This is a genomic window from Streptomyces physcomitrii, from assembly GCF_012273655.1.
GTDB lineage: Bacteria > Actinomycetota > Actinomycetes > Streptomycetales > Streptomycetaceae > Streptomyces > Streptomyces physcomitrii.
Window position 1 is genome coordinate 361,928 of sequence record NZ_JAAWWP010000004.1, and the last position, 24,700, is coordinate 386,627.

21 protein-coding genes and 1 riboswitch are annotated in these 24,700 nt (G+C 71.6%); of the genes, 5 read left to right on the plus strand and 16 right to left on the minus strand.

Going from position 1 to position 24,700, the window contains the following annotated elements:
- The first annotated feature begins 185 nt into the window (after nucleotides 1-185).
- Nucleotides 186-1,982, plus strand: coding sequence for an AMP-dependent synthetase/ligase (locus HFV08_RS09410; protein WP_168537757.1), 1,797 nt, complete (start codon nucleotides 186-188; stop codon nucleotides 1,980-1,982).
- Between the two features lie 129 nt (nucleotides 1,983-2,111).
- Here HFV08_RS09410 and HFV08_RS09415 read toward each other — a convergent pair whose 3' ends face one another.
- Nucleotides 2,112-3,254, minus strand: a complete 1,143-nt coding sequence (locus tag HFV08_RS09415; protein ID WP_168537759.1) for a glycosyltransferase family 4 protein — start codon at nucleotides 3,252-3,254, stop codon at nucleotides 2,112-2,114.
- Between the two features lie 198 nt (nucleotides 3,255-3,452).
- Here HFV08_RS09415 and HFV08_RS09420 point away from each other — a divergent pair, with 198 nt between their 5' ends.
- On the plus strand, nucleotides 3,453-4,715 hold the full coding sequence (locus HFV08_RS09420; RefSeq protein WP_168537761.1) for a glycosyltransferase 87 family protein: 1,263 nt from the start codon (nucleotides 3,453-3,455) through the stop codon (nucleotides 4,713-4,715).
- Nucleotides 4,716-4,878: 163 nt separating this feature from the next.
- Here HFV08_RS09420 and HFV08_RS09425 read toward each other — a convergent pair whose 3' ends face one another.
- The 5 genes from HFV08_RS09425 to HFV08_RS09445 all read right to left on the minus strand — a co-directional run bounded on the left by HFV08_RS09425 (nucleotide 4,879) and on the right by HFV08_RS09445 (nucleotide 10,598).
- Entirely contained in the window at nucleotides 4,879-6,075 is a 1,197-nt protein-coding gene (locus tag HFV08_RS09425) for a hypothetical protein (protein ID WP_168537763.1), read from the minus strand.
- 32 nt (nucleotides 6,076-6,107) lie between these two features.
- Nucleotides 6,108-7,145 (minus strand): C40 family peptidase, encoded by a 1,038-nt coding sequence (locus HFV08_RS09430; RefSeq protein ID WP_168537765.1) that lies wholly within the window; start codon nucleotides 7,143-7,145, stop codon nucleotides 6,108-6,110.
- A 321-nt stretch (nucleotides 7,146-7,466) separates the two neighbouring features.
- A complete protein-coding gene (locus tag HFV08_RS09435) occupies nucleotides 7,467-8,498 on the minus strand; it encodes a C40 family peptidase (RefSeq protein ID WP_040254307.1) in 1,032 nt (343 codons plus the stop codon).
- Between the two features lie 477 nt (nucleotides 8,499-8,975).
- Nucleotides 8,976-10,325, minus strand: coding sequence for an NYN domain-containing protein (locus tag HFV08_RS09440; RefSeq protein WP_168537767.1), 1,350 nt, complete (start codon nucleotides 10,323-10,325; stop codon nucleotides 8,976-8,978).
- Nucleotides 10,326-10,358: 33 nt separating this feature from the next.
- Nucleotides 10,359-10,598, minus strand: coding sequence for a hypothetical protein (locus HFV08_RS09445; protein WP_168537769.1), 240 nt, complete (start codon nucleotides 10,596-10,598; stop codon nucleotides 10,359-10,361).
- A gap of 171 nt (nucleotides 10,599-10,769) precedes the next feature.
- On the opposite strand from HFV08_RS09445, the gene HFV08_RS09450 reads away from it, so the two are divergent.
- Nucleotides 10,770-11,555, plus strand: coding sequence for a rhomboid family intramembrane serine protease (locus tag HFV08_RS09450; RefSeq protein ID WP_168537771.1), 786 nt, complete (start codon nucleotides 10,770-10,772; stop codon nucleotides 11,553-11,555).
- Nucleotides 11,556-11,595: 40 nt separating this feature from the next.
- Nucleotides 11,596-11,877, plus strand: coding sequence for an Lrp/AsnC family transcriptional regulator (locus HFV08_RS09455; RefSeq protein WP_168537773.1), 282 nt, complete (start codon nucleotides 11,596-11,598; stop codon nucleotides 11,875-11,877).
- A gap of 48 nt (nucleotides 11,878-11,925) precedes the next feature.
- Here the strand turns inward: HFV08_RS09455 and HFV08_RS09460 are convergent, their stop codons facing one another.
- The 6 genes from HFV08_RS09460 to ctaE all read right to left on the minus strand — a co-directional run bounded on the left by HFV08_RS09460 (nucleotide 11,926) and on the right by ctaE (nucleotide 19,346).
- On the minus strand, nucleotides 11,926-13,356 hold the full coding sequence (locus tag HFV08_RS09460; RefSeq protein WP_168537775.1) for an aminotransferase class V-fold PLP-dependent enzyme: 1,431 nt from the start codon (nucleotides 13,354-13,356) through the stop codon (nucleotides 11,926-11,928).
- 227 nt (nucleotides 13,357-13,583) lie between these two features.
- A riboswitch (SAM riboswitch) is annotated at nucleotides 13,584-13,700 on the minus strand.
- Between the two features lie 249 nt (nucleotides 13,701-13,949).
- Nucleotides 13,950-15,014 carry an anthranilate phosphoribosyltransferase gene (gene trpD / locus HFV08_RS09465; protein ID WP_168537777.1) on the minus strand — a complete coding sequence of 355 codons (1,065 nt, stop codon included), beginning with the start codon at nucleotides 15,012-15,014 and terminating at the stop codon, nucleotides 13,950-13,952.
- Nucleotides 15,015-15,149: 135 nt separating this feature from the next.
- On the minus strand, nucleotides 15,150-16,802 hold the full coding sequence (gene qcrB, locus HFV08_RS09470; protein ID WP_168537779.1) for a cytochrome bc1 complex cytochrome b subunit: 1,653 nt from the start codon (nucleotides 16,800-16,802) through the stop codon (nucleotides 15,150-15,152).
- Complete coding sequence (gene qcrA, locus HFV08_RS09475; protein WP_168537781.1) at nucleotides 16,799-17,857, minus strand: cytochrome bc1 complex Rieske iron-sulfur subunit; 1,059 nt, start codon at nucleotides 17,855-17,857, stop codon at nucleotides 16,799-16,801. Before qcrA ends, qcrB begins: the two co-directional genes overlap by 4 nt.
- A complete protein-coding gene (qcrC, locus tag HFV08_RS09480) occupies nucleotides 17,854-18,663 on the minus strand; it encodes a cytochrome bc1 complex diheme cytochrome c subunit (RefSeq protein ID WP_040254293.1) in 810 nt (269 codons plus the stop codon). The genes qcrA and qcrC overlap by 4 nt, the downstream gene beginning before the upstream one ends.
- A 71-nt stretch (nucleotides 18,664-18,734) precedes the next feature.
- Nucleotides 18,735-19,346, minus strand: a complete 612-nt coding sequence (gene ctaE, locus HFV08_RS09485) for an aa3-type cytochrome oxidase subunit III (RefSeq protein ID WP_040254291.1) — start codon at nucleotides 19,344-19,346, stop codon at nucleotides 18,735-18,737.
- Between the two features lie 210 nt (nucleotides 19,347-19,556).
- On the opposite strand from ctaE, the gene HFV08_RS09490 reads away from it, so the two are divergent.
- Nucleotides 19,557-19,958, plus strand: a complete 402-nt coding sequence (locus HFV08_RS09490) for a hypothetical protein (protein ID WP_168537783.1) — start codon at nucleotides 19,557-19,559, stop codon at nucleotides 19,956-19,958.
- Between the two features lie 100 nt (nucleotides 19,959-20,058).
- Here the strand turns inward: HFV08_RS09490 and HFV08_RS09495 are convergent, their stop codons facing one another.
- From HFV08_RS09495 to ctaC, 4 genes are all read right to left on the minus strand, one after another.
- Nucleotides 20,059-21,321, minus strand: a complete 1,263-nt coding sequence (locus HFV08_RS09495; protein ID WP_168537785.1) for a L,D-transpeptidase — start codon at nucleotides 21,319-21,321, stop codon at nucleotides 20,059-20,061.
- Nucleotides 21,322-21,449: 128 nt separating this feature from the next.
- Nucleotides 21,450-21,848, minus strand: a complete 399-nt coding sequence (locus HFV08_RS09500) for a cytochrome c oxidase subunit 4 (protein ID WP_040254285.1) — start codon at nucleotides 21,846-21,848, stop codon at nucleotides 21,450-21,452.
- On the minus strand, nucleotides 21,845-23,581 hold the full coding sequence (gene ctaD / locus HFV08_RS09505) for an aa3-type cytochrome oxidase subunit I (protein ID WP_040254282.1): 1,737 nt from the start codon (nucleotides 23,579-23,581) through the stop codon (nucleotides 21,845-21,847). Before ctaD ends, HFV08_RS09500 begins: the two co-directional genes overlap by 4 nt.
- Nucleotides 23,578-24,582 carry an aa3-type cytochrome oxidase subunit II gene (gene ctaC / locus HFV08_RS09510; protein WP_040254280.1) on the minus strand — a complete coding sequence of 335 codons (1,005 nt, stop codon included), beginning with the start codon at nucleotides 24,580-24,582 and terminating at the stop codon, nucleotides 23,578-23,580. Before ctaC ends, ctaD begins: the two co-directional genes overlap by 4 nt.
- Nucleotides 24,583-24,700 lie beyond the last annotated feature (118 nt).

Consider the following 24,700-nt stretch of genomic DNA (forward strand, 5'->3'; position numbering starts at 1 on the left):
CATGCCGTGTGATGCACCGAACATCTGGCCTGGGGCTCTACCCGCGGGTCCATACCGGTGGGTAACGTCCGGGCAGTCCAGCAGTGCCCGGTTTCCGCCGAGGATTCCGGGTGCGCCCGAGCCCATGGACGGCACCGTCGCATCACACAACGTCGTGGCGCCGGCGCTTGTGAGGAGCAGCAGTCTTGCGCGAGTTCAGCCTTCCGGCCCTGTACGAGGTCCCCTCGGACGGGAATCTGACCGACATCGTCCGCCGCAATGCGACGCGGCACCCGGATGTCGCCGTGATCGCGCGCAAGACCGCGGGGAACTGGCAGGACGTCACGGCCGCCGACTTCCTGCGCGAGGTCAACACCGCGGCCAAGGGCCTGATCGCGGCGGGCGTGCAGCCCGGCGACCGGGTGGGCCTGATGTCCCGCACCCGCTACGAGTGGACCCTCCTGGACTTCGCGATCTGGAGCGCGGGCGCGGTCACCGTGCCGGTGTACGAGACCAGTTCGCCGGAGCAGGTGCAGTGGGTGCTCGGCGACTCCGGGGTGGTGGCCTGCCTGGTCGAGCTGGAGGTGCACGCGGCGGCCGTGGAGTCGGTGCGCGAGCGGCTGCCGGAGCTCAAGCACGTCTGGGGGATCGAGAACGGCGCCCTGGAGGAGCTGGCCCGGCTCGGCGCGGACGTGGACGACTCCGTGGTCGAGGAGCGCGGCTCGCTCGCCAAGGCCGACGACCCGGCCACCCTCGTCTACACCTCGGGCACCACCGGGCGCCCGAAGGGCTGTGTGCTGACCCACCGCAACTTCTTCGCGGAGTGCGGCAACATCGTGGAGCGGCTGCGGCCCCTCTTCCGTACCGGCGAGTGCTCGGTGCTGCTCTTCCTGCCGCTGGCCCATGTCTTCGGCCGGATGGTGCAGATGGCGCCGATGATGGCGCCGATCAAGCTGGGCTGCGTACCGGACATCAAGAACCTCACCGAGGAACTGGCCGCCTTCCGGCCGACGTTGATCCTCGGGGTGCCGCGGGTCTTCGAGAAGGTCTACAACTCGGCCCGGGCCAAGGCGCAGGCCGAGGGCAAGGGCCGGATCTTCGACCGGGCCGCGGACACCGCGATCGCCTACTCCAGGGCGCTCGACACCCCCTCGGGGCCCGCCCTCGGGCTGCGCCTGAAGCACCGGCTCTTCGACCGGCTCGTCTACAGCAAGCTGCGGGCGGTGCTCGGCGGCCGCGGCGAGTACGCGATCTCCGGCGGCGCCCCGCTGGGCGAGCGGCTCGGGCACTTCTTCCGCGGCATCGGCTTCACCGTCCTGGAGGGCTACGGCCTGACCGAGTCCTGCGCCGCGACCGCCTTCAACCCCTGGGACCGGCAGAAGATCGGCACGGTCGGGCAGCCGCTGCCGGGCTCGGTGGTGCGGATCGCGGACGACGGCGAGGTGCTGCTGCACGGCGAGCACCTCTTCCGGGAGTACTGGAACAACGAGTCCGCGAGCGCCGAGGCGCTGGCCGATGGCTGGTTCCACACCGGAGACGTGGGCACCCTCGACGAGGACGGCTATCTGCGGATCACCGGCCGCAAGAAGGAGATCATCGTCACCGCGGGCGGCAAGAACGTCGCCCCCGCCGTGATCGAGGACCGCATCCGCGCCCACGCCCTGGTCGCCGAGTGCATGGTGGTCGGCGACGGCCGCCCCTTCGTGGGCGCGCTGGTCACCCTCGACGAGGAGTTCCTCGCCCGCTGGGCCGCCGACCACGGCAGACCCGCGGACGCGAGCCCCGCGTCGCTGCGCGAGGACCCGGAGCTGCTGCTCGCCGTGCAGAGCGCGATCGACGACGGCAACGCGGCGGTCTCCAAGGCCGAGTCGGTACGCAAATTCCGGATCCTCGGCGTGCAGTTCACCGAGGAGAGCGGCCATCTGACGCCCTCGCTCAAGCTCAAGCGCAATGTGGTGGCCAAGGACTACGCGGGCGAGATCGACGCGCTGTACGAGCGCTGAGGCGACTCCGTACGAGCGCTGAGCCGAAGCGGTACGGGGACTGAGCCGACCCGGTACGAACGCCGAGCCGACCCGGTACGGGCCCTGAGGGGAGCGGCGCCCGCCTCCGTACGCGGGGGCGGACCGGTCTCAGAGCAGCTGCCGGAGCCGGTCCGCGAGCAGGTCCCAGCGCCACTTCTCCTCGACCCACTCCCGGCCGCGGCGCCCCATCCGCTCCCGCAGCTCGGGATCGGCGAGCAGCATGCCCACCCGCTCGGCGGTCTCCTCGACGCTGCCGCCGCGGACCACCCAGCCGGTCTCCCCGTCGAGTACGGCGTCGGGGGCGCCGCCCGAGTCGCCCGCGACGACCGGCAGTCCGGTCGCGGAGGCCTCCAGGTAGACGATGCCGAGCCCCTCGACGTCGAGTCCGCCGCGGCGGGTGCGGCAGGGCATCGCGAAGACATCGCCCGCGCCGTAGTGGGCGGGCAGTTCGGCCCAGGGCACCGCGCCGGTGAAGTGCACCGAGGCAGCCACCCCCGTCCGCTCGGCGAGCCGCCGCAGCTCCTTCTCGTAGGGGCCGCCGCCGACCACGAGCAGCACGGCCCCGGGGTGTCCGGCCAGGACCCGGGGCATCGCGCGGATCAGGGTGTCCTGCCCCTTGCGGGGGACCAGGCGGGAGACGCAGACCACCACCGGACGCTCGCTGAGCCCGAGCCGGGCCCGCACCTCCGCGCCGCCGGAGCCCGGGTGGAAGGTCTTCTCGTCGACGCCCGGCGGCAGATGCGCCATCCGCGCCGCAGCCTCGGGGCCGAGGGCCCCCGCGATCCGGGAGCGGGTGTACTCGCCGAGGTAGGTGAGGGTGTCGGTGCCCGCCCCGATACGGCGCAGAAGGCCGCGGGAGACGGGGAGTTGGGCCCAGGCGGCCTCGTGCCCGTGGGTGGTGGCGACCAGCCGCCGGGCACCGGCCCGCCGCAGCGCGGGCGCCATCAGGCCGAGCGGTGCCGCCGCGCCGAACCAGACCGAGGTGCAGCCGTGCGCCCGCAGCAGCTCGGTGGCCCGCCGGGTCACCCGCGGGGTCGGCAGCAGCATGGTGGTGCGGTCCCGGATCACCTCGAAGGGCTGCTCGGCGTCGAAGGCGGCGGTGGCCTCGGCCCCCTGACGGCCGCGCTTCCAGGTCGAGGCGTAGACGACCAGCCGCTCCGGGTCCAGGCGCAGCGCCATGTTGTGCAGGAAGGCTTGGATTCCGCCAGGGCGGGGAGGGAAGTCGTTGGTCACGATCAGCGTCTTGTGCATCGCGGCCGACAGTACCGAAGAGTCCGCCACGCGGGCACCCGGTGGCCGTCGTCCCGCCGCGCCCTGCATGATGGCTGCTCAGAGCCGTGCGAGGGCTGACCTCCCGCCCGGCGCGGACCGTACGGCCGCACAGCACGGAACCGGGCGAGGGTGCCCGGCGGACGACGGCCGGTTGGCCGGAACGGAACGGGGAGGCACATGCGCGGCGCGCCGCCGAGCGGAATCCGCACCCACACGGCGATGGCCCTCTGCTGGGCGGGGACCCGGACCCTGCTCCTGCTCTGGGTGTTCAAGGTCGTGGTGATGCCGGGCCCCGATGTGACCAGCGATGTCTCGGTGATCTACCAGGGCTGGTACGAGACGCTGGGCGACGGGCGCTTCCCCGAGGGCGATGTGGCTTGGCAGTACCCCCCGGCCGCCGCCCTCGCCATCGTCTCCCCCGCGCTGCTGCCCTTCCTCGGCTACGCCGAGGCCTTCTTCGTCCTCGCCCTGCTGACCGACGCCGTGGTCACCGCGCTCCTGGTGCGCGCCGGCCGCGGGCCCGGCCGAAGCCCGCGCGGCGCCTGGGTCTGGATCGCCGGAGTACCGCTGCTCGGCCCGACCGCGTACGCCCGCTACGACCTGATGGTGACCGCGCTCGCGGTGGCGGCGCTGCTGGCGGGCGCCCGGCGTCCGGCCGCGCTCGGGGTCTTCGCCGCGCTCGGCGCCCTGGTGAAGGTCTGGCCCGCGCTGACGCTGCTCGGCACCGAGCGGGGCCGGGTGACCCGTACCTCCTGGCTGAGCGCCGCCGCCACCGGGCTCGGGCTGCTGCTGGCCTTCGCGCTCGCCATGCCCGGCTCTCTGGACTTCCTCGGCGCGCAGCGCGAGCGGGGCACCGAGGTGGAGTCGCTGGGCGCCCTGGTCTTCCATGTGGCCCGGCACCACGGCTGGTCCGGGCGGATCGAACTGCACTACGGGTCCATGGAGTTCCTCGGCCCGCACGTCGGCCTGGTCAGCACGCTGGCGCAGGTGCTCTCGCTGCTCGCCCTCGGCTGGCTGGTGCTGTGGCGGGTGCGGGCGCGGCACTGGTCGGCGACGACCCTGCCGGACGCGGCCTTCGTCGCCGTGCTGCTCTTCACCACCACGAGCCGGGTGATCAGCCCCCAGTACATGATCTGGCTGGTCGGCCTGGCCGCGGTCTGCCTGCTGCACCGGGCGAGCCGGATGGGGGTGCCCGCGCTGCTCGTGCTCGCGGCGACCCTGGTGACGATGCTGGAGTTCCCGATGTGGTTCGTCCACGTGGTGAGCAGCGACACCCGCGGGCTCACCCTGATGTTCCTCCGCAACGGCCTGCTCGTGCTCGCCTCGGTGCTCGCGGCCCGGGTGCTGTGGCGGCAGACGGTGACCGGACCCCGGGCCGGCGGGCACCGCGACCTGCCCCGGCAGCCGGCACACGGCACGGAACACACCGCGCGCTCCTGACCCGGGCACCGGCACCCGACATCCCGGATGCTTCACGAACCGGCGGACCACGAACCGCCGGACCTCGACTGAGCAGCGCGGGCCTGCGTCTCCGCGCACGACTCCACCGCCCGGCGGCCCACCGCGGTCGCCGCCCTCGCCCTCCACGACAGCGGCGCCCGCCCTACTCCCCGCCCAGCTCCGCACGCAGATAGCTCTGCCACTGCCGGGTGAACTCCCCCTCCCGGAGGCCGAGTACGGAGTCCAGGGCCGCGGCGACGGCCCCCTCGCGTCCGTCGTGGGCGCCCACCGCCCGGTAGAACTCCCGCAGTTGGGCCAGGCCCCAGCGTTCGGCGATCAGCCGGCAGGCGAGCCAGCCGCCCTCGTAGGCCTCGGCGAGCGCGCCCGCCTCCCGGCCGAAGCCGAAGTCCGCGTCGGCGGGCAGCGCCCGGGGCAGGCGGCCCTCGCGTACCGCGCGGGTGAGTTCGGGGGCGGCCTCCGGGGCGGAGCGGCCGGTGCCGCGGTAGCCCGCCCAGTCGGCGAAGCCCTCGGAGAGCCAGAGCGGGGTCGAGGCGGTGGTCCGGGTGCGGGTGGCCACATGGGTGGTCTCGTGCGTCATCACCACCTGCCTGCCCGTCTCGCCGAGCAGTCCGAAGGCCTCCGGATTGACGATCACCCGGTCCGCGGGCGCCCGCCCGGTGCCGCCGACCTCCCCGGTGGTCACCGCCGCGATGCCCCGGTACACCGAGGGTTCCGCGCCGAGCAGCCCGGCCATGTCCGCCGGCGAACGCGGCACCAGGACCACCACCCGCTGCCGCCAGTCGTCACCCCAGGCCCGGGTCGCCCGGGGCACCGCCGCGTCCGCGAGCCGGGCGAACTCCCGCAGCCGCGCCCCGGACTGGCCCACCCCGAGCACCAGCGAGCGCGCGCCCCGCACCGCGTCCACCGCGCCCTGCTCCCAGAACTGCCGGGCCGGACCGGCGGAGCGCTCCCCGGTGACGTACCAGCGTCCCCCGTGCCGCCGCAGGTCCAGGGTGCGGGTGGCGGTCAGCGGGGCCCGGTCGTAGCCGCGCAGCCGGTAGCCGAGCTCGGCGCGGGCGCGGGCCCGTCCCGAGCCGGTGCTCTCCAGGCGGGTGAGGCGGTACGTCCAGGAGGTCAGCGGGACCTCGGCGAGGTTGCCGAACTCGGGGTCCTCGCGGGCGGGGCCCTCCTCGGTGCCGCGGTAGGCCCGCTCGTCGCGGTCGAGCACCGCCCGGGCGCGTACGTCGAGCAGCCGCTGCACCGCGCGCTCCTCGGAGCCGCCCCGCGCCGGGCCCCCGCACCCCGCGAGCAGCGCCAGGCACAGCGCCGCGACGCCCGCACCGTACCGTCGACCAGCCATTCTCCAGATCGTACGGGGCAGTGGGGGCCGCCTCAGACCCGTGTGACCGAGGAGACGGGCATCATGCCGACCGGGTCGTAGCGGACCGGGGCGCCCGGGTACGGGGCGTGGATGACCCGGCCGCCGCCCGCGTAGAGGCCGATGTGGCTGGCGTCGGCGCGGTAGACGACGAGGTCGCCGGGGCGGGCCTCGGACAGCGGGATCCGGCGCCCGGCGCCCGCCTGGGCCTGGGAGGTGCGCGGCAGGCCCACCCCGGCGCGCGCGTAGGACCACTGGATCAGGCCCGAACAGTCGAAGCGGGAGGGGCCGTTGGCGCCCCAGACGTAGGGGCTGCCGAGCGCGGTGCGGGCGGTGGCGAGCGCGGCCGCCGCGTGCGGGGAGGCAGCGGCGCCGGTCGGCGGCAGTCCCGCGTCCGGGCGGCCGGAGCGGGAGGCCCGGGCGTCGAGGGCGCGTTCGCCCTCGGGCAGCGCGGCGAGCAGGGCCTTGGCACGGGCCAGCCGCTGCCGCACGGTGTCCTTGTGCCGGGCCAGGGTGCGGCGGCTGCGCTCCAGTTCGCCGAGGAGGGCGTCCGCCTCGCGCCGCTCCTGGTCGAGGGTGCGCCGGGCGTCGCGCAGTCCGCGCAGCCGCTGCTCGCCGACCACGCCCATCCGCTCCAGGGTGGTGGCCTGGTCGAGATAGCCGTCCGGGTCGGCGCTGAGCAGCAGCATCAGCGCGGGGTCGAGGCCGCCGGAGCGGTACTGGGCCCCGGCGACCGGGGCGAGCGCCTCGCGCAGCGCGTTGACCCGGTCCTGGGTGCGGGCCATCCGGTCCTGGGTGCGCGAGAGCGCGGTACGCAGCGTCCGGGCCTTCTCCCCGGCGCCGTTGTACGCCTGGGTGGCGCGCTCGGCCTCCGTGTAGAGCCGCCGCACCTCGGCCCGGGCCCGCTCGGGGCGCTCCGGCGGCGCGGCGCCCGCGGGCGCGGCGGCCAGCGTGGTGGCGGCCGTCGCGAAGGCGGCGGACAGGACGGTGACGCGGGCGCCCTGCCCGGTGAGGGCGCGGGGGGAAACGGGGGAACGGCGATGTGAGCCCATGGTGCCGGCTCTCCCTTCCGTGAGGTCCCCGGTGCTGCCGGGTGCGGTGCGGTGCGAGGAACGCGGCCGAACAGTAACCGCGGCACAGCGTGACGACCAACGCCCTTACCGGGTACGGAGGGTGAGATTCCGGCGCCGCCGCAGGTCACGGGAGGGGCGCCCGCGGCGGGCGGTCCGCGCGATTCGCTCATTCGGGCGCCCGGCGAGGGGGCGCGGCACCGGGGCGCGGACGCACGTACCCCGGAAAGCACGAAGTCCGGCCGCGGGGGCCGGACTCGGGCGGTCGCCCGGCGGGTACCCGCCGGGCGGTGGAGCGGAAATTCAGATGCGCACGCCGAACTGGTACGGCATGTTGTTGATCGACTCGTAGCGCACATTGGCGCCGGTGCGCGGGGCGTGCAGCACTTGGCCATTGCCCGCGTAGAAGCCGACGTGGTGCAGGTCGCTGTAGAAGATGACCAGGTCGCCGACCTGGAGATCGCTCTGCGAGGAGATCCGGGTGCCCGCGTTGGCCTGCGCCTGCGAGGTGCGCGGGATGGAGACACCGGCCTGGCTGAAGGCCCAGGAGGTGAGGCCCGAGCAGTCGAAGGAGCTGGGGCCGGTGGCGCCGTAGACGTACGGCGAGCCGATCTTGCTCTGCGCGGCGGAGAAGGCCTGGCCCGCGAAGCCGGACGGCGGCTTGCCGGGGTTGCCGATGACGTCGCGGGCGCTGTCGCGGTTGGCGCGCGCCTCCTCGGCGGCGAGGGACGCCTTCTCCTTCGCCGTCAGCGTGTTGAGCAGCTTCTGGGCGTCACCGAGCTTCTTCTGGACCTCTTTCTTCTTCTTGCCGAGCTGCTCACGCGTCTCGGCGAGGTCCTTGAGCTTGTCGGAGGCCTCCTTGCGCTGCTGGGCCAGCGAGCGCTGCTTCTCCTGGATCTTCTTCAGGGAGTCCACCTGCTGACCGCTGAGCTGGTCGAGGGTGGAGGCCTTGTCGAGGTAGCTGTCCGGGTCGGAGGCGAGGAACAGCTGCACGGAGGGGTCGATGCCGCCCGAGCGGTACTGGGCGCTGGCCATCGAACCGAGGCCGTCCCGCAGGTCGTTCAGCTCGTCCTGGCCGCGCGCGACCTTGTCCTGGAGATTGTCGATCTCCTTGTTGAGCTTCTGCTGCTTCTCCTTGGCACCGTTGTACTTCTCGGTGGCCTGCTCGGCCTCCTCGTACAACTTGTCGACCTTCTGCTTGACCTGGTCCTTATTGGACTTCGGCGCGGCCTGCGCGCCGCCCTGGGAGGTCAGCGCCACGGCTGCGGCGGCGGTCGCGGTGAGCACGGTCACACGGGTGCGGCTCGTCTGCTTCGGTCGACGGTGGGACGCCACGGAGGCGAGCTCCTTCTTCCTCGAGCCGCCTACCGGGGACGGTCGGCGGTGCCCCCTCGCCAAATCACCCCTTGTGAGTGATCACCCGAGCGAAGGTTCGGCCCGACCCTAGTGACCTTCCTGTGATCAGTTCAAATCCTCACGGGAAAAAAATCGGTCACAGACAGCATTCTTTGCCCACAACTCACCAGCAGTGAGGTCCGATTGACTTTACGTCGCGCCGAGAAGCCGCCAATCGGGGCATCAGGCCCAGAGGTTGCGCTTGGGACAGATGTTTCCTAGGGGCGTCGGAGGGTACGCGGCGCAGACCCTCCGCAAGGGGTGCGAACCGGGCGTGCGCCCCAGCCGCAACAGCGCGCGACGCGGTCCGGCGGAACGGCTCGGGGGCGGGAAGTCCGGCCGCGCGAAAGGGAGTTGCGGACGCCAACGGGGGGACGTTCGCGGCCGGGGGCCGAGGCGGCGCCCCGGGCCCGCCGCTCAGGCCCGTGAGAGGCGCTTCAGGAGCACCGCGGAGGCGACCGGCCGCGCCCCCGCCTTGGCCACCCCGTCGGCCACCTCGCGGTCGGTGGAGACCACCACCACGGGGCGGCCCGGCGGTTCGGCGCGCACCAGCTGGCGGATCAGCTCGTCGGCCGTGACCCCGGGCTTCGAGAAAAGGACGCGGACCCCGCGCGGCGGTGCGAGCAGGACCGGGGCGGCCAGTTCGGCCCCGTCGAAGACGCAGGTGACCTCGGCGCCGGTCTGGGCGGCGAGCTGCGAGAGGGTGCCGAGCAGGCGCAGCCGCTGCTTGTCGAGGGGCATCTGCGGATAGCCGGTCTTGGTGACGTTGTAGCCGTCGACCACCAGATGGGCCTGCGGCAGCGCCAGCAACTGGTCCAGGATCGCCGGGTCGTTCTCGGACAGGGCCCGGGCGGCGATGTCCTTCGGCGTCATCCGGCCGGGCTCGACGGCATCCACGGTCTCCGCGGGCCGCACCGACACCGGGGGCAGGGCGAGTTCACGCCGGAGGCCCTGCGCGGCGTCGAGCACGGTGTCCAGGAGCAGGCGCATCCGCATGTCCTCCATGCTGCGGCCCTCGCGCGCCGCCCGCCGCGCGGCCTCCAGGGCGGCCTCCGCCTCGCCGAGCCGGGACTTGAGCCGCCGGGACTCGCTCTCCGCGGCGGTCAGCTGGGCCTGCCCCTCGGCGCGCTCCGTCTCGAACTCCGCCTCGGCCTTGCGCAGCGCCGCCTCGCCCCGCTTCACATCGCTGAGCGCGGCCCGCAGCTTGCGGTGCAGCGACTCCGACTCCCGCCGGGCGCTGTCGAGTTCGGCGCGCAGCCGCTCGGTCTCGGCCTTGGTCTGGCCGCGGGCGGCGGCCAGCTCCGCGCGCAGCCGCTCGGCCTCGGCCCTGGACTGCTCGTCGGCGCGCTCGGCGTCCGCGCGCTGGGCCTCCTCGCCCGCGGCGGCGACCAGCTTGGCCCAGTCGTCGGGCCGCAGCACATAGGCGGCCGCCGCGACGTCGAGCGGATCGGCGGCGGGCGGCGGGGTCCCGGAGTCCAGGGCGGCGGCCAGCTCCGGTTCGGCGGCGCGCAGCCGCTCGGCGATCCGCTGCCGGAAGACGGTGTCGCCCTCCACGGCGGCGGCCATCGCGTTGCCCGCGAACCTGGCCCGCCGGTTCGGCGTGAAACGCGCGTACTGCCGCAGCTGCGCGGGCAGTTCGGCGGGCGTCAGGGCCCCGAAGCCGTCCGAGACGAGCTGCACCACCCGGCGCCGCACCCCTTCGGGCAGCGGGCGGTCGAGCATCTCAGCGGCGCCGTCGGCCGGCTCCCCGCCTGCGCTCTCCACCATGCGTCACCCCAAAGGTGCGGGGGCGCGGCCCCGTCAGGAGCCGGCGCCCGGCCTGTCCACGAGTTCGATCCGGTCCACCGCGTTGCACCAGCGGCAGCGGACCGACTCGATGGTCTCACTGACCACCTCGCGCTCCTCCACCGTGGGCTCACCGGCCAGGTCGAGATGCACGTACTCCACCACCTTCGAGGACCGCGTGACATCGAAGCGCGTGAGGTTGCCGCACATCGTGCAGCGCCAGCGGGTGGTGGCGGTGGCCAGGGGGACCGTCATCGTGCCTGTCGCTTCCTACGAGTCTTTCCGGACGGCGCGGTCTTCTCCATGGTGCCCCTGCCCGGTGGTGCGTGGCCCCCAAGCCTACGGCCTGCGGCTCCACCGGCGCCCTGCCGTCCACGGCGGCGAGGCGCTCCGCACGCTTCCCGCCCGGTACGTCATGATCTGTCCATGATCGATCGAGGCAGCGGCCGCGGAGACACGGACGACGGGAACAGGGGCCGAGGGGTGAGCCGCCTCCGCCGGGCCGTGCCGCACGGCGATGCCCCGGTGACCCACGGGCTCATCGCCCTGTGCTGCCTGGCCTTCCTGTGCAGCCCGATCGCGGGCCTGTACCCCGGCTACGGCACCGGCGAGCGCCTCGCCACCGCGCAGGAGTCCTTCTTCGCCCGCTGGGGCGTGATCCCCGCGGAGCTCTTCGCCCCCACCGCCCGGGCCCTGGTCACCCCCGTGACGGCGCTCTTCGTGCACGGCAGCTGGCTGCACCTGCTGGGCAACATGCTCTTCCTGTACGTCTTCGGCGCAATGACCGAGGCGCGGCTGGGCAGGCTGCACTTCCTCGGCTTCTACCTCGGCTCGGGCGCGCTCGCCCTCTTCGGCTACGCGCTCGCCCACTCGGGTTCCGGGCAGCCCCTGGTCGGCGCCTCCGGGGCGATCTCCGCCGTACTCGGCGCCTTCCTCTACCTCTTCCCCCGGGCCCGGGTCACCAGCCTCTTCCCCTTCCTCCTCTTCCTGCCGCTGCGCTTCCCGGCCTGGGTGGTGCTGCCCTTCTGGGTCACCCTCCAGTGGCTGGCGCTCGGCCGGGGCGGCCAGGGCCCCGGGGTCGCCTATCTGGCCCATCTGATCGGCTTCTCGGTCGGCTTCGCCTACGCCTGGCTGCGCTGCCACGGCCGCCCCGCACCCGAGGCGGAGGCAGCGGCGAAGGGGCGGCTGCCCGGTGCCGCTCCTCTAGAGTGAGAGCCGCCCCCGCCCGGTCACCCCAGGGAGAACTGCCACCGTGATCACCGCGATCGTGCTCATCAAGACCAGCGTGGACCGGATCCCGGAGATCGCCGAGTCGATCGCCGCGCTGGACAGCGTCAGCGAGGTCTTCTCGGTCACCGGCACCTACGACCTGATCGCCATGGTCCGCGTCAACTCGCACGACGACCTCGCGGACGTCATCCCCGGCCGGATCAGCAAGATCCCCGGCGTCGAGGGCACCGACACCCACGTCGCCTTCCGCACCTACTCCCAGCACGACCTGGAAGCGGCCTTCGCCATCGGCCTGGACTCCTGAGCCCGGCCTCCTGAGCCCGGCCGCCGCCGTACGGTTCCGCCCGCGCCCTCAGGCCTCCGCCGTCGCCGCCGCCGCCGCGTCCCGGTCCGGCACGCAACGGCCGTCCTCCGTGCGGTAGTTCCAGCGGGCGCCGTCGCGGACCAGTTCCCGTACCGCGGCCACGAAGCGGTCCACGTGCTCGTCGGGGGTGCCCGCGCCGAAGCTCACCCGGACCGCGTTCAGGGCGCGTTCGCCGGGGGCCGCCTCGGGGGCGCCGCACTCGCCGGGGGCCTCGTCCTCGGCGCCGAGCAGGGTGCGCAGCAGGGGGTGGGCGCAGAAGAGGCCGTCGCGTACGCCGATGCCGTACTCGGCGGAGAGCGCGGCGGCGAAGTGGGAGCTGTTCCAGCCCTCGACGACGAAGGAGAGCACGCCCACCCGGGGTGCCGCCTCGCCGAAGAGGGACAGCACCCGCACCTCGGGGACGTCCGCGAGGCCGGCGCGGACCTTGTCGATCAGATGGTTCTCGCGGGCCACCAGGGTCGCGAAGCCCGCCTCGGTGAGCGCCTTGCAGGCGGAGGCGATGGCGTAGGCGCCGATGACATTGGGCGAGCCCGCCTCGTGCCGGGCCGCGGTCCGGTGCCACTCCACCTCGACGCCGCCGTCGGCGCGGCGGGCGACCTTGCGGGAGGCGCCGCCGCCCGCGAGGTAGGGCTCGGCCTCGCGCAGCCAGTCGGCGCGGCCGGCGAGCACCCCGGAGCCGAGGGGGGCGTACAGTTTGTGCCCGGAGAAGGCCACCCAGTCGACGTCCAGGGCGGCCACGTCCACCGGGTGGTGCGGGGCGAGCTGGGCGGCGTCGAGGACGATGCGGGCGCCGGACTCGTGGGCGGCGGCGGCCAGTTCGCGTACCGGCCACAGCTCGCCGGTGACATTGGAGGCGCCGGTGACGCAGACCAGGGCCGGGGCCTGGGCGGGCCGGGCGGCGAGGGCCTCGCGCAGGGTGGCGACGGCCTGCTCCGGGGAGCGCGGGGCGTCGAGGTAGTGGACGGTGTGCGCGGTCCAGGGCAGCAGCGAGGCGTGGTGCTCGGTCTCGAAGACGTAGACGTGGCAGCCCTCGGGCAGGGCGGCGGCCAGCAGGTTGAGCGAGTCGGTGGTGGAGCGGGTGAAGACCAGCTGGTCGTCCGGGCGGCAGCCGAGGAACTCGGTGACGGTGGCCCGCGCCTGCTCGAAGAGCTCGGTGGACAGCTGGGAGAGGTACCCGGCACCGCGGTGCACGCTGCCGTAGTACGGGGCGTAGGCGGCCACATCGTCCCAGACGCGCTGGAGGGCGGGGGCGCTGGCGGCGTAGTCGAGGGCCGCGTAGCCGACGTTTCCGCCGGTGACCAGCGGGACGGTGACCTCGCTGCCGAGGACCGGCAGGGGCTCTCCGACGGAGGTGACCGGGGCGGCGGTGTCGGCGGCGTCGAAGGCGGGGCAGGCGGCGGTGGCGGTGTCGGCGGACATGGCGAACTCCCTTGTGAGGCAGGCGAGATCACCGCGCGGGCGAAGATCGCGGCGGCGCGGTGCGAAGGCAGAAGGAGGAGGGGCTGGCCGGGCCGCGGCGGGCACGGGGCCTGATTCCTGGATCTGGGAAAAGGGGGTGTGCACCCGGAGGGAATCCGGACGACCCCTAGATCATTCGCTTGCTCACGAGAAGCTCTCCTCGACGACCAGGACCCCTGGAAGCGAGGGGTCCGCGCTTGCCGCAGACCTTGCTGTCTGCTGCCTGGTCTTCACCCGGGGCACCCCGCCACGGACGGAGGGTTGCCGGACAGCGGGCCGGGGCCTGTTCGCTGTCACTCATGACCTGGCCAAAAGTATGGTCATCGCCCAGAAGGAACGCAAGTCCGTCCGGATCGCGGGCTCCTGAGACCTCGACCACACCGGTACGGGGCGGGCCCGCGCAGGCGCGGGCACGGGGGCGGGTCCCCGCGGGCGCGCGTGGGGGCAGGTGGAAGCGGGCGCGCGTACGGAAACGGGCGGAGGCAGGCGCGCGTACGGAAGCGGGCGCGACCCGGGGAGAACCCGTCCGCGCCCGCCGCCGTACCGTTCGCCGCTCAGGCGTTGCTGACCCGCACCCAGCGCTCCAGGACCCGGCGGGCCGCGCCGGAGTCGATGGACTCGGCGGCGCGGTCGAGGCCGCCGCGGATCTGCTCGGTCAGCGGCGCCGTGCTCGGTGAGAGGGCCGCGAGGGCCGCCGCCGAGTTGAGCAGGACGGCATCGCGGACCGGGCCGCGCTCGCCGTCCATCAGGCGCCGGGCCACCTCGGCGTTGTAGGAGGCGTCGGCCCCGCGCAGCGCCTCGACCGGCACCAGCGCGATACCGACCTCGCGCGGGTCGAAGGACTCCTCGGCGACCGCGCCGTCCCGGACCACCCAGACCCGGGAGGTCGCCGTGGTGGTGAGCTCGTCGAGGCCGTCGTCGCCGCGGAAGACCAGGGCGGAGGAGCCCCGCGCGGCCAGCACCCCGGCCATGATCGGCGCCATCCGCGCGTCCGCGACGCCGGTGGCCTGCGCCTTCACCCGGGCCGGATTGGTCAGCGGGCCGAGGAAGTTGAAGGTGGTGCGGATGCCGAGCTCCTTGCGGGCCGCGCCCGCGTGCCGCAGACCGGGGTGGAATCTGACCGCGAAACAGAAGGTGATCCCGGCCTCCTCGGCGACCTCGGCGACCCGCTCGGGGCTCAGCTCCAGATTGACCCCGAGCTTCTCCAGTACGTCGGAGGCGCCGCTCGCCGAGGAGGAGGCGCGGTTGCCGTGCTTGACGACCTTCGCCCCGGTGCCCGCCACCACGATCGAGGACATGGTGGAGATGTTGACGGTGTTGGAGCCGTCGCCGCCGGTGCCGACGATGTCCACGGTGGGCCCGGGCACCTCGATGGTCCTGGCGTGCTCGTACATGCCGCGGACCATGCCGGAGAGTTCCTCCACGGTCTCGCCCTTGGCCCGCAGCGCGACGGAGAAGCCGGCGATCTGCGCGTCACTGGCCTCGCCGCGCATGATCCGGTCCATCGCCCAGGCGGTGGCGTCCGCGCTCTGGTCCTGCCCGTAGAGCAGGGAGTTCAGTACCTCGGGCCAGGAGCGGCCCGCCGTGTCGGTGCCTCCAGCGGGGGTCACAGCGCTCATCTGCCGCTCCTGGGTGTGGGTGGGACCGCGAGATCCGGACGGAGAAGGTCCGGGTCCCACCCTATCCAGCCCCGGGTACGCCGAAGGGCCCCGTCCGTGTCCTGGACGGGGCCCTTCGGGCGTGGCGGGAGGGGATCAGTGGTGGCCGTGGCCGCTGGTGATCTCCTCGTACTCCTGCACGGTCGGCTTGGGGATCTGGTTGCCTTCCGCGTAGTAGCCGCGGGAGAGCTTGGCCCGCAGCTTCTCGCCCCGGGTGAGCTTCTTCGCGACGCCGTTGTCGTCGGTCGGCGGGGCGATCGCGGCCGGCTCGTACTGCTCGTGCGCCGTGAGCTTGTGCAGCGCCTCCTGGGCGAGGGGCTCGTGCACCTCGATGAACTCACCGTGCGGCAGGCGCTTGATGATGCCGGACTCGCGTCCGTGCAGCACCTTGTCCCGGTCCCGGCGCTGGAGGCCGAGGCAGATCCGCTTGGTGACCAGGAAGGCGATGACCGGGGCCGCGAAGAACCCGACCCGCACGAACCAGGTGATCGCGTTGATCGACAGATGCAGATGGGTGGCGAAGAGGTCGTTGCCGCCGCCCACGAGCAGCACCATGTAGAGCGTGATCCAGGCGACGCCGAGACCGGTACGGGTCGGGGCGTTGCGCGGGCGGTCCAGGATGTGGTGCTCGCGCTTGTCGCCGGTGATCCAGGCCTCGATGAAGGGATAGACACCGATCGAGACGAGGACCAGCGGGAAGATCAGCAGCGGGATCAGCACGCCCAGGACGAGCGTGTGGCCCCAGAAGTTGACCTCCCAGCCGGGCATCACCCGGATCAGTCCCTCGGAGAAGCCCATGTACCAGTCGGGCTGGGCACCGGTGGACACCTGGTCGGGGCGGTACGGGCCGATCGCCCAGATCGGGTTGATCGTGGCGATCGCGGCGACGACGGAGATGACGCCGAAGACCAGGAAGAAGAAGCCGCCCGCCTTGGCGGTGTACACCGGCAGGAACGGCATACCGACCACGTTCTTGTTGGTCCGTCCGGGACCGGCCCACTGGGTGTGCTTGTGGTAGAAGACCAGGAACAGGTGGGCCGCGAGCAGGCCCAGCATGATGCCCGGCAGCAGCAGGATGTGGACCGAGTAGAACCGCGCCACGAAGTCCCCGCCGGGGAACTCCCCGCCGAAGAGGAAGAACGACAGGTACGTGCCGACGACCGGCACGGCCAGGATCGCGCCCTCCATGAAGCGGACACCGGTACCCGAGAGCAGGTCGTCCGGCAGCGAGTAGCCGGTGAAGCCGGTGAACATGCCGAGGATGAACAGCAGCCAGCCGAACAGCCAGTTGACCTCGCGCGGCTTGCGGAAGGCGCCGGTGAAGAACACCCGCATCATGTGCACGAACATGCCCGCGAGGAAGACCAGGGCCGCCCAGTGGTGGATCTGCCGGATGAGCAGACCGCCGCGGACGTCGAAGCTGATGTGCATCGTCGAGTTGAAGGCCTCGGACATCAGCTGGCCCTGCATCGGGACGTAGCTGCCGGTGTACTCCACCTCGTTCATCGAGGGGTGGAAGAACAGCGTCAGGTACACACCCGTGAGGATGATGATGACGAAGCTGTACAGGACGATCTCGCCCAGCATGAAGGACCAGTGGTCCGGGAAGATCTTGCGCATATTGGCGCGGGCGAGGCTGTAGATGCCCAGCCGTCCGTCCGTCCAGTCGGCGAAGCGCTCGCCTCCGGAGGCCTTGCCGCGGCTCTTGCCGCCGCTCGGCTCCGGCTTCTCGGTCGTATCAATACTCATCCGCGCTCCCAGAATGCAGGACCGACAGGCTCCGCGAAGTCGCCAAGGGCCTCGAGGTACCCCTCATCATTCACGCCGATCCGCAGTTGCGGAAGAGCGTGTCCGGCCGGGCCGAAGATGACGCGGGCTCCGTCGGCAAGGTCGAAGGTGGACTGGTGGCACGGGCAGAGCGCGTGGTGCGTCTGCTGTTCGTACAGGGAGATCGGGCATCCCACGTGGGTGCAGATCTTCGAGTAGGCCACGATTCCCTCGTGTGACCAGTCCAGTTCGCGCTTGTCCTTGATGTTTTCCGGCTGGAGCCGGACGATCATCAGCGCCGCCTTGGCGATCTCCTTCTGGAAATCGTGGTCGTGCTCCTCCAGGCCCTCGGGCTTGGCGAAGGTCAGCGACCCGACGACGACGTCGGAGGGGCGCAGCGGCTCGTTGGTGTTCATGTTGACGAGCAGCTTGCCCTTTTTCCAGGCGGTGTGCCGGAGGCTGGTCCCGGGCAGCGGACCGAGGTCGCGCAGCAGGACGACGCCGCTCAGCGGCACCAGGGTCAGCGCGCCGAGCATGGTGTTCCGGATGAGCTTGCGGCGGCCGAGCCCCGACTCCTTGGCGCCCTGCACCCAGTCCGCCTTGACCTTGGCGGTGACCTCCGGGGAGGCGCCGATCTCATGGCGGTCGTCCGGGATCTCCACGTCCGACATCAGCGTCCGGGCCCAGTGCACGGCCCCGGCCCCGATGCAGAACAGCGCGATGCCGAGCGTCATGCCCAGCGAGAAGTTCATCGCGCTGATGTGGCCGAGCGGCCAGACGTAGATGCTCTTGTCCTGCGGCACGGACACATAGGCGGCGATGAAGCCGACCGTGGCGACCATGGAGAGGGCGAAGAGGAAGGCCACCGCGCGCTCGGACCGCTTGGCGGCGGCCTCGTCGATGTCCTGGACGCGGTGCTCGTGCGGCGGCAGGCCCGGGTCCGCGAACGGGTTCTCCGGGCGTTTGACCGCTTCCGCACCGTGCTCGCGCTGTTCGCTCGGCAGGTGCTCTTCTGGGGTCTCTTCGTGGGTACTCATGACTTCTTGGCCTTTGCGGTCCGGGCGGCGATCCAGACGGCGACGGCGATCAGGGTGCCGAGGCCGAAGACCCAGCCGAACAGTCCCTCGCTGACCGGCCCGAGGCCGCCCAGTTCCAGACCGCCGGGGTGCTCGGTGTCGTCACCGTTGACCGCGTTGACGTACGCGATGATGTCCTTCTTGTTCTTCTCCGGCATCGTCGAGTCCGGGAAGGACGGCATGTTCTGCGGGCCCGTCTGCATGGCCTCGTAGAGGTGCTTGGGCGAGACGCCGTTCAGGTCGGGGGCGTACTTGCCGTGGGTGAGGGCGCCACCCTTGCCGGTGAAGTTGTGGCACTGCGCGCAGTTGGTGCGGAACAGCTCACCGCCCTTGCCGATGTCGGCGCCGGACGGGTCGTACTGCTTCTTCGTCGGCACGGCCGGGCCGGCGCCGAGCGAGGACACGTAGGCCGCGAGCTGGTCGATCTCGGCCTGCGAGTAGATGTTCTTCTTCTTGGGCACCTGGGCGCCCGGCTGCTGGGCGGGCATCCGGCCGGTGCCGACCTGGAAGTCGACCGCCGCGGCGCCCACGCCGACCAGGCTCGGCCCGTCGGTGGTCCCCTGTCCGCCGGTGCCGTGGCAGCTTGCGCAGCCCACCGAGTAGAGCTTCTTGCCCTCCTCGATGGTCAGGGACTGCGCGGACTCTTCGGCCTTGGCCTTGTCCGCGGGCGCGAACGCGGCGTACAGCCCCCCGGTGGCCGCCAGCGCGAGAAGTAGGACGACGACCGCCGCCAGCGGATGGCGTCGTCGTGCGGAGAGCTTTTTCACGGATTACCCCGGTGTCAGGATCTTCTGCGTCGATGCTTCTGGAATGGGCCGGTTCGTCGGGAACGACCCGGTTACTTGATCAGGTAGATCGTGGCGAAGAGGCCGATCCAGACCACATCGACGAAGTGCCAGTAGTAGGACACGACAATGGCCGCGGTCGCCTGATCGTGGGTGAACCTCCTGGCCGCGTACGTCCGGCCCAGGACCAGCAGGAAGGCGATGAGTCCGCCCGTCACGTGCAGTCCGTGGAAGCCGGTGGTCAGGTAGAACACCGAGCCGTAGGCGTCGGAGGACAGCGAGATGCCGTCCTTCTTGACCAGCTCGGTGTACTCGAAGATCTGCCCGCCGATGAAGATCGCGCCCATCACGAAGGTGACGACGAACCACATCCGCAGCTTCTTCACGTCACCGCGCTCGGCGGCGAAGACGCCGAGCTGGCAGGTGAGCGAGGAGAGCACCAGGATGGTGGTGTTCGTCGCGGAGAACGGCACATTCAGTGCATGCGCCATCTCCTTCCAGTGATCCGGCCCGGTGACCGATCGGGAGGTGAAGTACATCGCGAAGAGGGCCGCGAAGAACATCAGCTCGGAACTCAGCCAGATGATGGTTCCGACGCTGGTGAGGTTCGGCCGGTTGACCGACGGGTGCGCGTGCCCGGTATCTACTGTCGTTGCTGTCGCCACGCCGACATTATGTCGGTCGCTTATCCCGCCCTCACCCCCGGGGGTGCCGTTCGGAGTGTTGGGGCCCCCTGCCGGGGCCGGACCGGTGCTCACGCGGTGTGCGGGACCGCTGTTGACGGGGTGTCGGAAGGGGTAGCATCCGCGCCAGCGGCTCTGACCGTCGCCGGCTCGACGGAGAGCAGGGCGCAGCCGAAACGCGTGGAGGAACACATGCAGCAGACCGCCACGGTGCTGGTCTACAGCGACAACTCGACCACCCGCGAGCAGATCCGCCTGGCGACCGGCCGCAGGCCCGCGGCGGACGTCCCGCAGGTCGAGTTCGTCGAGTGCGCCACCCTCCCCGCCGTCCTGGCCGAGCTGGAGCGCGGCGGCATCGACGTCTGCGTCCTGGACGGCGAGGCGGTGCCCGCCGGAGGCATGGGCGTCTGCCGCCAGATCAAGGACGAGGTGTACGACTGCCCGCCGGTGCTGCTGACCATCGGCCGCCCGCAGGACGCCTGGCTCGCCACCTGGAGCCGGGCCGAGGCCGCGGTGACGCTGCCGGTGGAGCCGGTGGAGTTCGCCGCCGCCCTCGCGGGCCTGCTGCGCACCCGGCTCTCCGTGGGCACCTGAGCCGCACCCCCGGGTACGCCGGTACGCCTTGAGGGCCCGCACACCGGTGCGGGCCCTCAAGCATGTCCGGGGGCGCCCCGGACGCCCCCGTACGGGCCGCTCAGACCTGCGGGCGCAGCCGGGAGGCGGCGACCCGCTCCGGTCCGGCCTGCTCGCCGCTGTCAGCCTTCAGGGCCGTTCCCTGCCGCCACTTGGCCCAGCTGAGGTTCCAGTCGCCGTAGCCGTTGTCGAAGGGCGCCATCATCTCGCCGCCGCTGTTGACCACCTTGACGAGGTCTCCCTCGCGCACGGTGTTGAAGAACCACTCGGCGTTCTCGGTGCTCATGCCGGTGCAGCCGTGGCTGACGTTGGCCGCGCCCTGCGAGCCGACCGACCAGGGGGCGGCGTGCACGTACTCGCCGCTGAGGGTGACCCGGGTCGCCCAGTGCACCGGCAGGTCGTAGGAGTCGGCGCTGCCCGCGGCTATGCCCACGGTGCTGCTGCGCATACGTACGAAGGCTTCCTTGGCGAGCACGACCTTGATCCCGTTGCGGGTGTCGAAGCCGGGCTTGCCGGTGGTGACCGGCAGCTCCTTGACGACCCGGCCGTTGCGGAGGACCTTCATGGTGTGCGTCGCGGCGTCCGTGATCGCCTCCACCCGGTCCCCGGTGGTGAGTTTGAGGCCCTTGGCCGCGCCGCCCCAGACGCCGTCCTGGATCTTCACCCCGGCCAGCGTGGAGTGCACATTCACGGTGGCGTGGGCGGGCCAGTAGTTCTGCGGCCGGTAGTGCAGGGTCTTGCTGTCGACCCAGTACCAGGAGCCGCTGACCGAGGGGCTGGAGTCCACCCGCAGCCCGCGTTCGACCTTGGCGCGGGCCTCGCGGCTCTTGACCGGGCGGCTGAGTTCGGCGGTGACCGGCTGCCCGACGCCGTACTGGCCGGACTTGGGGCCGAAGGCGACCTTCAGGCGCCCCCGGCTCTTGTCGGCCTTCGCGGCGCGGAAGCTGAGCACCTTGCGGCCGGGCTCGCCGTCGCCGTTCTCGGTGCGGACGTGGACGGTGTACCGGTCGCCGGGGCTGAGCGCCGCGGAGCTGTGCCAGCGGTGGCCGTCCTCGGACAGCTCCCCCGCGACCTGGCGGCCCCTCGCGTCGGTGGCGGTCACATCGGTGATCCGGCCGCCGTCCTTGGCGCTGATCTCCAGCGGCTTGTCGGGGTCCGCCTTCTCGCCCGTGGGACCGCCGAAGGAGATCTGGTCCCCGGCGTCGTAGGGGTTGCCCGAGAGCGCGGAGTCGTCGGTACCGCCGCAGGCGGTGAGGCCGGCGCCGAGGGCGGCCACCAGCAGGGTGCTGCTCAATACCGTGGGTATGTGCGCTGTGTGCCTCATGGCGGTCACGCTAGGCAGGACCGGGCCGCTCGGCGCGGCCGGTGATCCGTCCGGGTGGTCCTGCTGCGGCATACGAAGGAGCCCGGACCTCCTCGCGGAGTGTCCGGGCCCGTTCGCGTACCTCGGTGCTACTGCGTCTGGTTCTCGCCGCGGTAGTACTCGAACACCCAGCCCCAGATGCCGACCAGGATGATCGGGGCGGAGAAGTACATGATCCACCAGCCGACGGCCACGCCCATGAAGGCGAGGGCGCCGCCGATGCCGAGCGCCAGCGGCTGCCAGCTGTGCGGGCTGAAGAAGCCCACCTCGCCGGCCTCGTCCGCGACATCGGCCTCGTCGTTGTCCTGCGCCATCGCGTCCACCCGGCGGGCGGTGAAGGCCAGGTAGTACCCGACCATCACGCACAGGCCGAAGGCGAGGAAGAGCGCCGTGGTGCCGGCCGGCTCCTTCGACCACACGCCGTAGACCACGGCCATGATCAGGACGAAGAGGCTGAGCCAGAGGAACATCTTGCCCTGGATCTTCACTTGCCGGCCTCCTTGCCACCGGTGACCGCACCGGCGGCCACTCCGGCGTTCTCCAGCTGGTCCTGCGCGGCGACCTCCGGGTGGTGCAGGTCGAAGGCCGGGGATTCACTGCGGATCCGGGGCAGGGTGAGGAAGTTGTGCCGCGGGGGCGGGCACGAGGTGGCCCACTCCAGGGAGCGGCCGTAGCCCCAGGGGTCGTCGACCTCGATCTTCTTGCCGTACTTGGCGGTCTTCCAGACGTTGTAGAGGAACGGCAGGATCGACAGGCCGAGGACGAAGGAGCTGATCGTCGAGATCGTGTTGAGGGCGGTGAAGCCGTCGGCCGCGAGGTAGTCCGCGTACCGGCGGGGCATGCCCTCCGCGCCGAGCCAGTGCTGCACCAGGAAGGTGCCGTGGAAGCCCACGAACAGCGTCCAGAAGGTGATCTTGCCGAGGCGCTCGTCGAGCATCTTGCCGGTCCACTTGGGCCACCAGAAGTGGAAGCCGGAGAACATGGCGAAGACGACGGTTCCGAAGACCACGTAGTGGAAGTGCGCCACCACGAAGTACGAGTCGGAGACGTGGAAGTCCATCGGGGGCGAGGCCAGGATGACGCCGGTCAGACCACCGAAGGTGAAGGTGATCAGGAAGCCGACGGCCCAGAGCATCGGTGTCTCGAAGGACAGTGAGCCCTTCCACATGGTGCCGATCCAGTTGAAGAACTTCACACCGGTCGGTACCGCGATCAGGAAGGTCATGAAGGAGAAGAACGGCAGCAGCACACCGCCGGTGACGTACATGTGGTGCGCCCACACCGTCACGGACAGGCCCGCGATGGCGATGGTCGCGCCGATCAGGCCGCCGTAGCCGAACATCGGCTTGCGGCTGAAGACCGGGATCACCTCGGAGATGATCCCGAAGAACGGCAAGGCGATGATGTACACCTCTGGATGGCCGAAGAACCAGAAGAGGTGTTGCCAGAGCAGGGCCCCGCCGTTGGCCGCGTCGAAGACATGCGCCCCGAACTTGCGGTCCGCCTCCAGGGCGAAGAGCGCGGCGGCGAGCACCGGGAAGGCGAGCAGCACGAGCACACCGGTCAGCAGCACGTTCCACACGAAGATCGGCATGCGGAACATGGTCATGCCCGGGGCGCGCATGCAGATGATCGTGGTGATGAAGTTGACCGAGCCGAGGATGGTGCCGAAGCCGGAGAGGGCCAGGCCCATGATCCACATGTCGGCGCCCACACCCGGCGAGCGGACCGCGTCGGAGAGCGGCGAGTACGCGAACCAGCCGAAGTCGGCCGCGCCCTGCGGGGTGAGGAAGCCGCCCACCGCGATGAGCGAGCCGAAGAGGTAGAGCCAGTAGGCGAACATGTTCAGCCGCGGGAAGGCCACGTCGGGCGCGCCGATCTGCAGCGGCATGATCCAGTTGGCGAACCCGGCGAAGAGCGGCGTCGCGAACATCAGCAGCATGATCGTGCCGTGCATCGTGAACGCCTGGTTGAACTGCTCGTTCGACATGATCTGCGTACCCGGGCGGGCGAGTTCGGCGCGCATGAAGAGCGCCATGACGCCGCCGATGCAGAAGAAGGCGAACGAGGTGACCAGGTAGAGCGTACCGATGGTCTTGTGGTCCGTCGTGGTCAGCCACTTGATCACGACGTTGCCGGGCTGTTTGCGCCGGACGGGCAGCTCGTTCTCGTACGAGTCCTCGGCTGCGTCGGCACCCTGGGGTTCGTTGAGGATGCTCACAGGTTGTTCGTCTCCCGGTTCTTCTCATGACCCGTCTGCTCGATGCCGGCCGGGACGAACCCGCGCTTGCCCGACTCCTGCAGCTCCTTGAGGTGCTGCTGGTAGCGCTCGGGAGAGACGACCTTCACGTTGAAGAGCATGCGGGAGTGGTCGACGCCGCAGAGTTCGGCGCACTTGCCGAGGAAGGTGCCCTCCTTGTTGGGGGTCACCTCGAAGGAGTTGGTGTGGCCCGGGATGACGTCCTGCTTCATCAGGAAGGGCACCACCCAGAAGGAGTGGATGACGTCCCGCGAGGTGAGGACGAAGCGGACCTTCTCGCCCTTGGGGAGCCACAGCGTCGGACCCGGGTTGTTCGTCTGCGGGTTCCGGTCGCCGGGGACGCCGATGTCGTAGACGCCCTCCGCCCCGGCCGGGAAGTCCTCGGCGAAGCGGTCCGGCACGGCGGCGAGTTCGCCGGCCTTGCGGGCGTCGCCGGTGGCCTTGTTGCCGTCCACGTCCTCCACGTAGTTGAAGCCCCAGCTCCACTGGAAGCCGACCACGTTGACCGTGTGGGCGGGCTTGTCGTCCAGTTCGAGGAGCTTGGACTCGTCACGCGCGGTGAAGTAGAAGAGCACCGAGACGATGATGATGGGGACCACGGTGTACATCGCCTCGAGCGGCACGTTGTACCGGGTCTGCGGTGGCACCTCGACCTTGGTACGGCTGCGCCGGTGGAAGACGACGCTCCACAGGATCAGGCCCCACACCAGGACACCGGTGGCGAGCGCGGCCGCCCAGGAGCCCTGCCACAGGGACAGGATCCGCGGCGCCTCTTCGGTGACCGGGGTCGGCATACCGAGGCGAGGGAAGTCCTCCCAGTTGTACGAGCAACCGGAGGCTGTGGCCAGGATCAGCCCCGCAGTCAGGCCCTGCAGCAGCTTCCGCCGCATCGGGCGCCGCGACATGGGGGTACCGCCCACGCCCTTCAGGCGATGGGGGAGGTCGGAGCCGTTGGGACTCACGTAGCGCCTTCCCGAGAGTCTCGCCCGCGCGTGCTGCGGCCTTCGCTCTGGTCGGTCGCCGTCCCGCCGCGGGCAGGGGTTTGGATGTTTATGCGGACCAAACCCTACTGGACGCAAT

What these genes read in the sequence shown, in the direction of transcription:
- HFV08_RS09415 (WP_168537759.1), bottom strand. Translation starts at nt 3,254, where the DNA reads ATGCACAAGACGCTGATCGTGACCAACGACTTCCCTCCCCGCCCTGGC.
- HFV08_RS09420 (WP_168537761.1), top strand. Translation starts at nt 3,453, where the DNA reads ATGCGCGGCGCGCCGCCGAGCGGAATCCGCACCCACACGGCGATGGCC.
- HFV08_RS09425 (WP_168537763.1), bottom strand. Translation starts at nt 6,075, where the DNA reads ATGGCTGGTCGACGGTACGGTGCGGGCGTCGCGGCGCTGTGCCTGGCG.
- HFV08_RS09430 (WP_168537765.1), bottom strand. Translation starts at nt 7,145, where the DNA reads ATGGGCTCACATCGCCGTTCCCCCGTTTCCCCCCGCGCCCTCACCGGG.
- HFV08_RS09440 (WP_168537767.1), bottom strand. Translation starts at nt 10,325, where the DNA reads ATGGTGGAGAGCGCAGGCGGGGAGCCGGCCGACGGCGCCGCTGAGATG.
- HFV08_RS09445 (WP_168537769.1), bottom strand. Translation starts at nt 10,598, where the DNA reads ATGACGGTCCCCCTGGCCACCGCCACCACCCGCTGGCGCTGCACGATG.
- HFV08_RS09450 (WP_168537771.1), top strand. Translation starts at nt 10,770, where the DNA reads ATGATCGATCGAGGCAGCGGCCGCGGAGACACGGACGACGGGAACAGG.
- HFV08_RS09460 (WP_168537775.1), bottom strand. Translation starts at nt 13,356, where the DNA reads ATGTCCGCCGACACCGCCACCGCCGCCTGCCCCGCCTTCGACGCCGCC.
- trpD (WP_168537777.1), bottom strand. Translation starts at nt 15,014, where the DNA reads ATGAGCGCTGTGACCCCCGCTGGAGGCACCGACACGGCGGGCCGCTCC.
- qcrB (WP_168537779.1), bottom strand. Translation starts at nt 16,802, where the DNA reads ATGAGTATTGATACGACCGAGAAGCCGGAGCCGAGCGGCGGCAAGAGC.
- qcrA (WP_168537781.1), bottom strand. Translation starts at nt 17,857, where the DNA reads ATGAGTACCCACGAAGAGACCCCAGAAGAGCACCTGCCGAGCGAACAG.
- HFV08_RS09490 (WP_168537783.1), top strand. Translation starts at nt 19,557, where the DNA reads ATGCAGCAGACCGCCACGGTGCTGGTCTACAGCGACAACTCGACCACC.
- HFV08_RS09495 (WP_168537785.1), bottom strand. Translation starts at nt 21,321, where the DNA reads ATGAGGCACACAGCGCACATACCCACGGTATTGAGCAGCACCCTGCTG.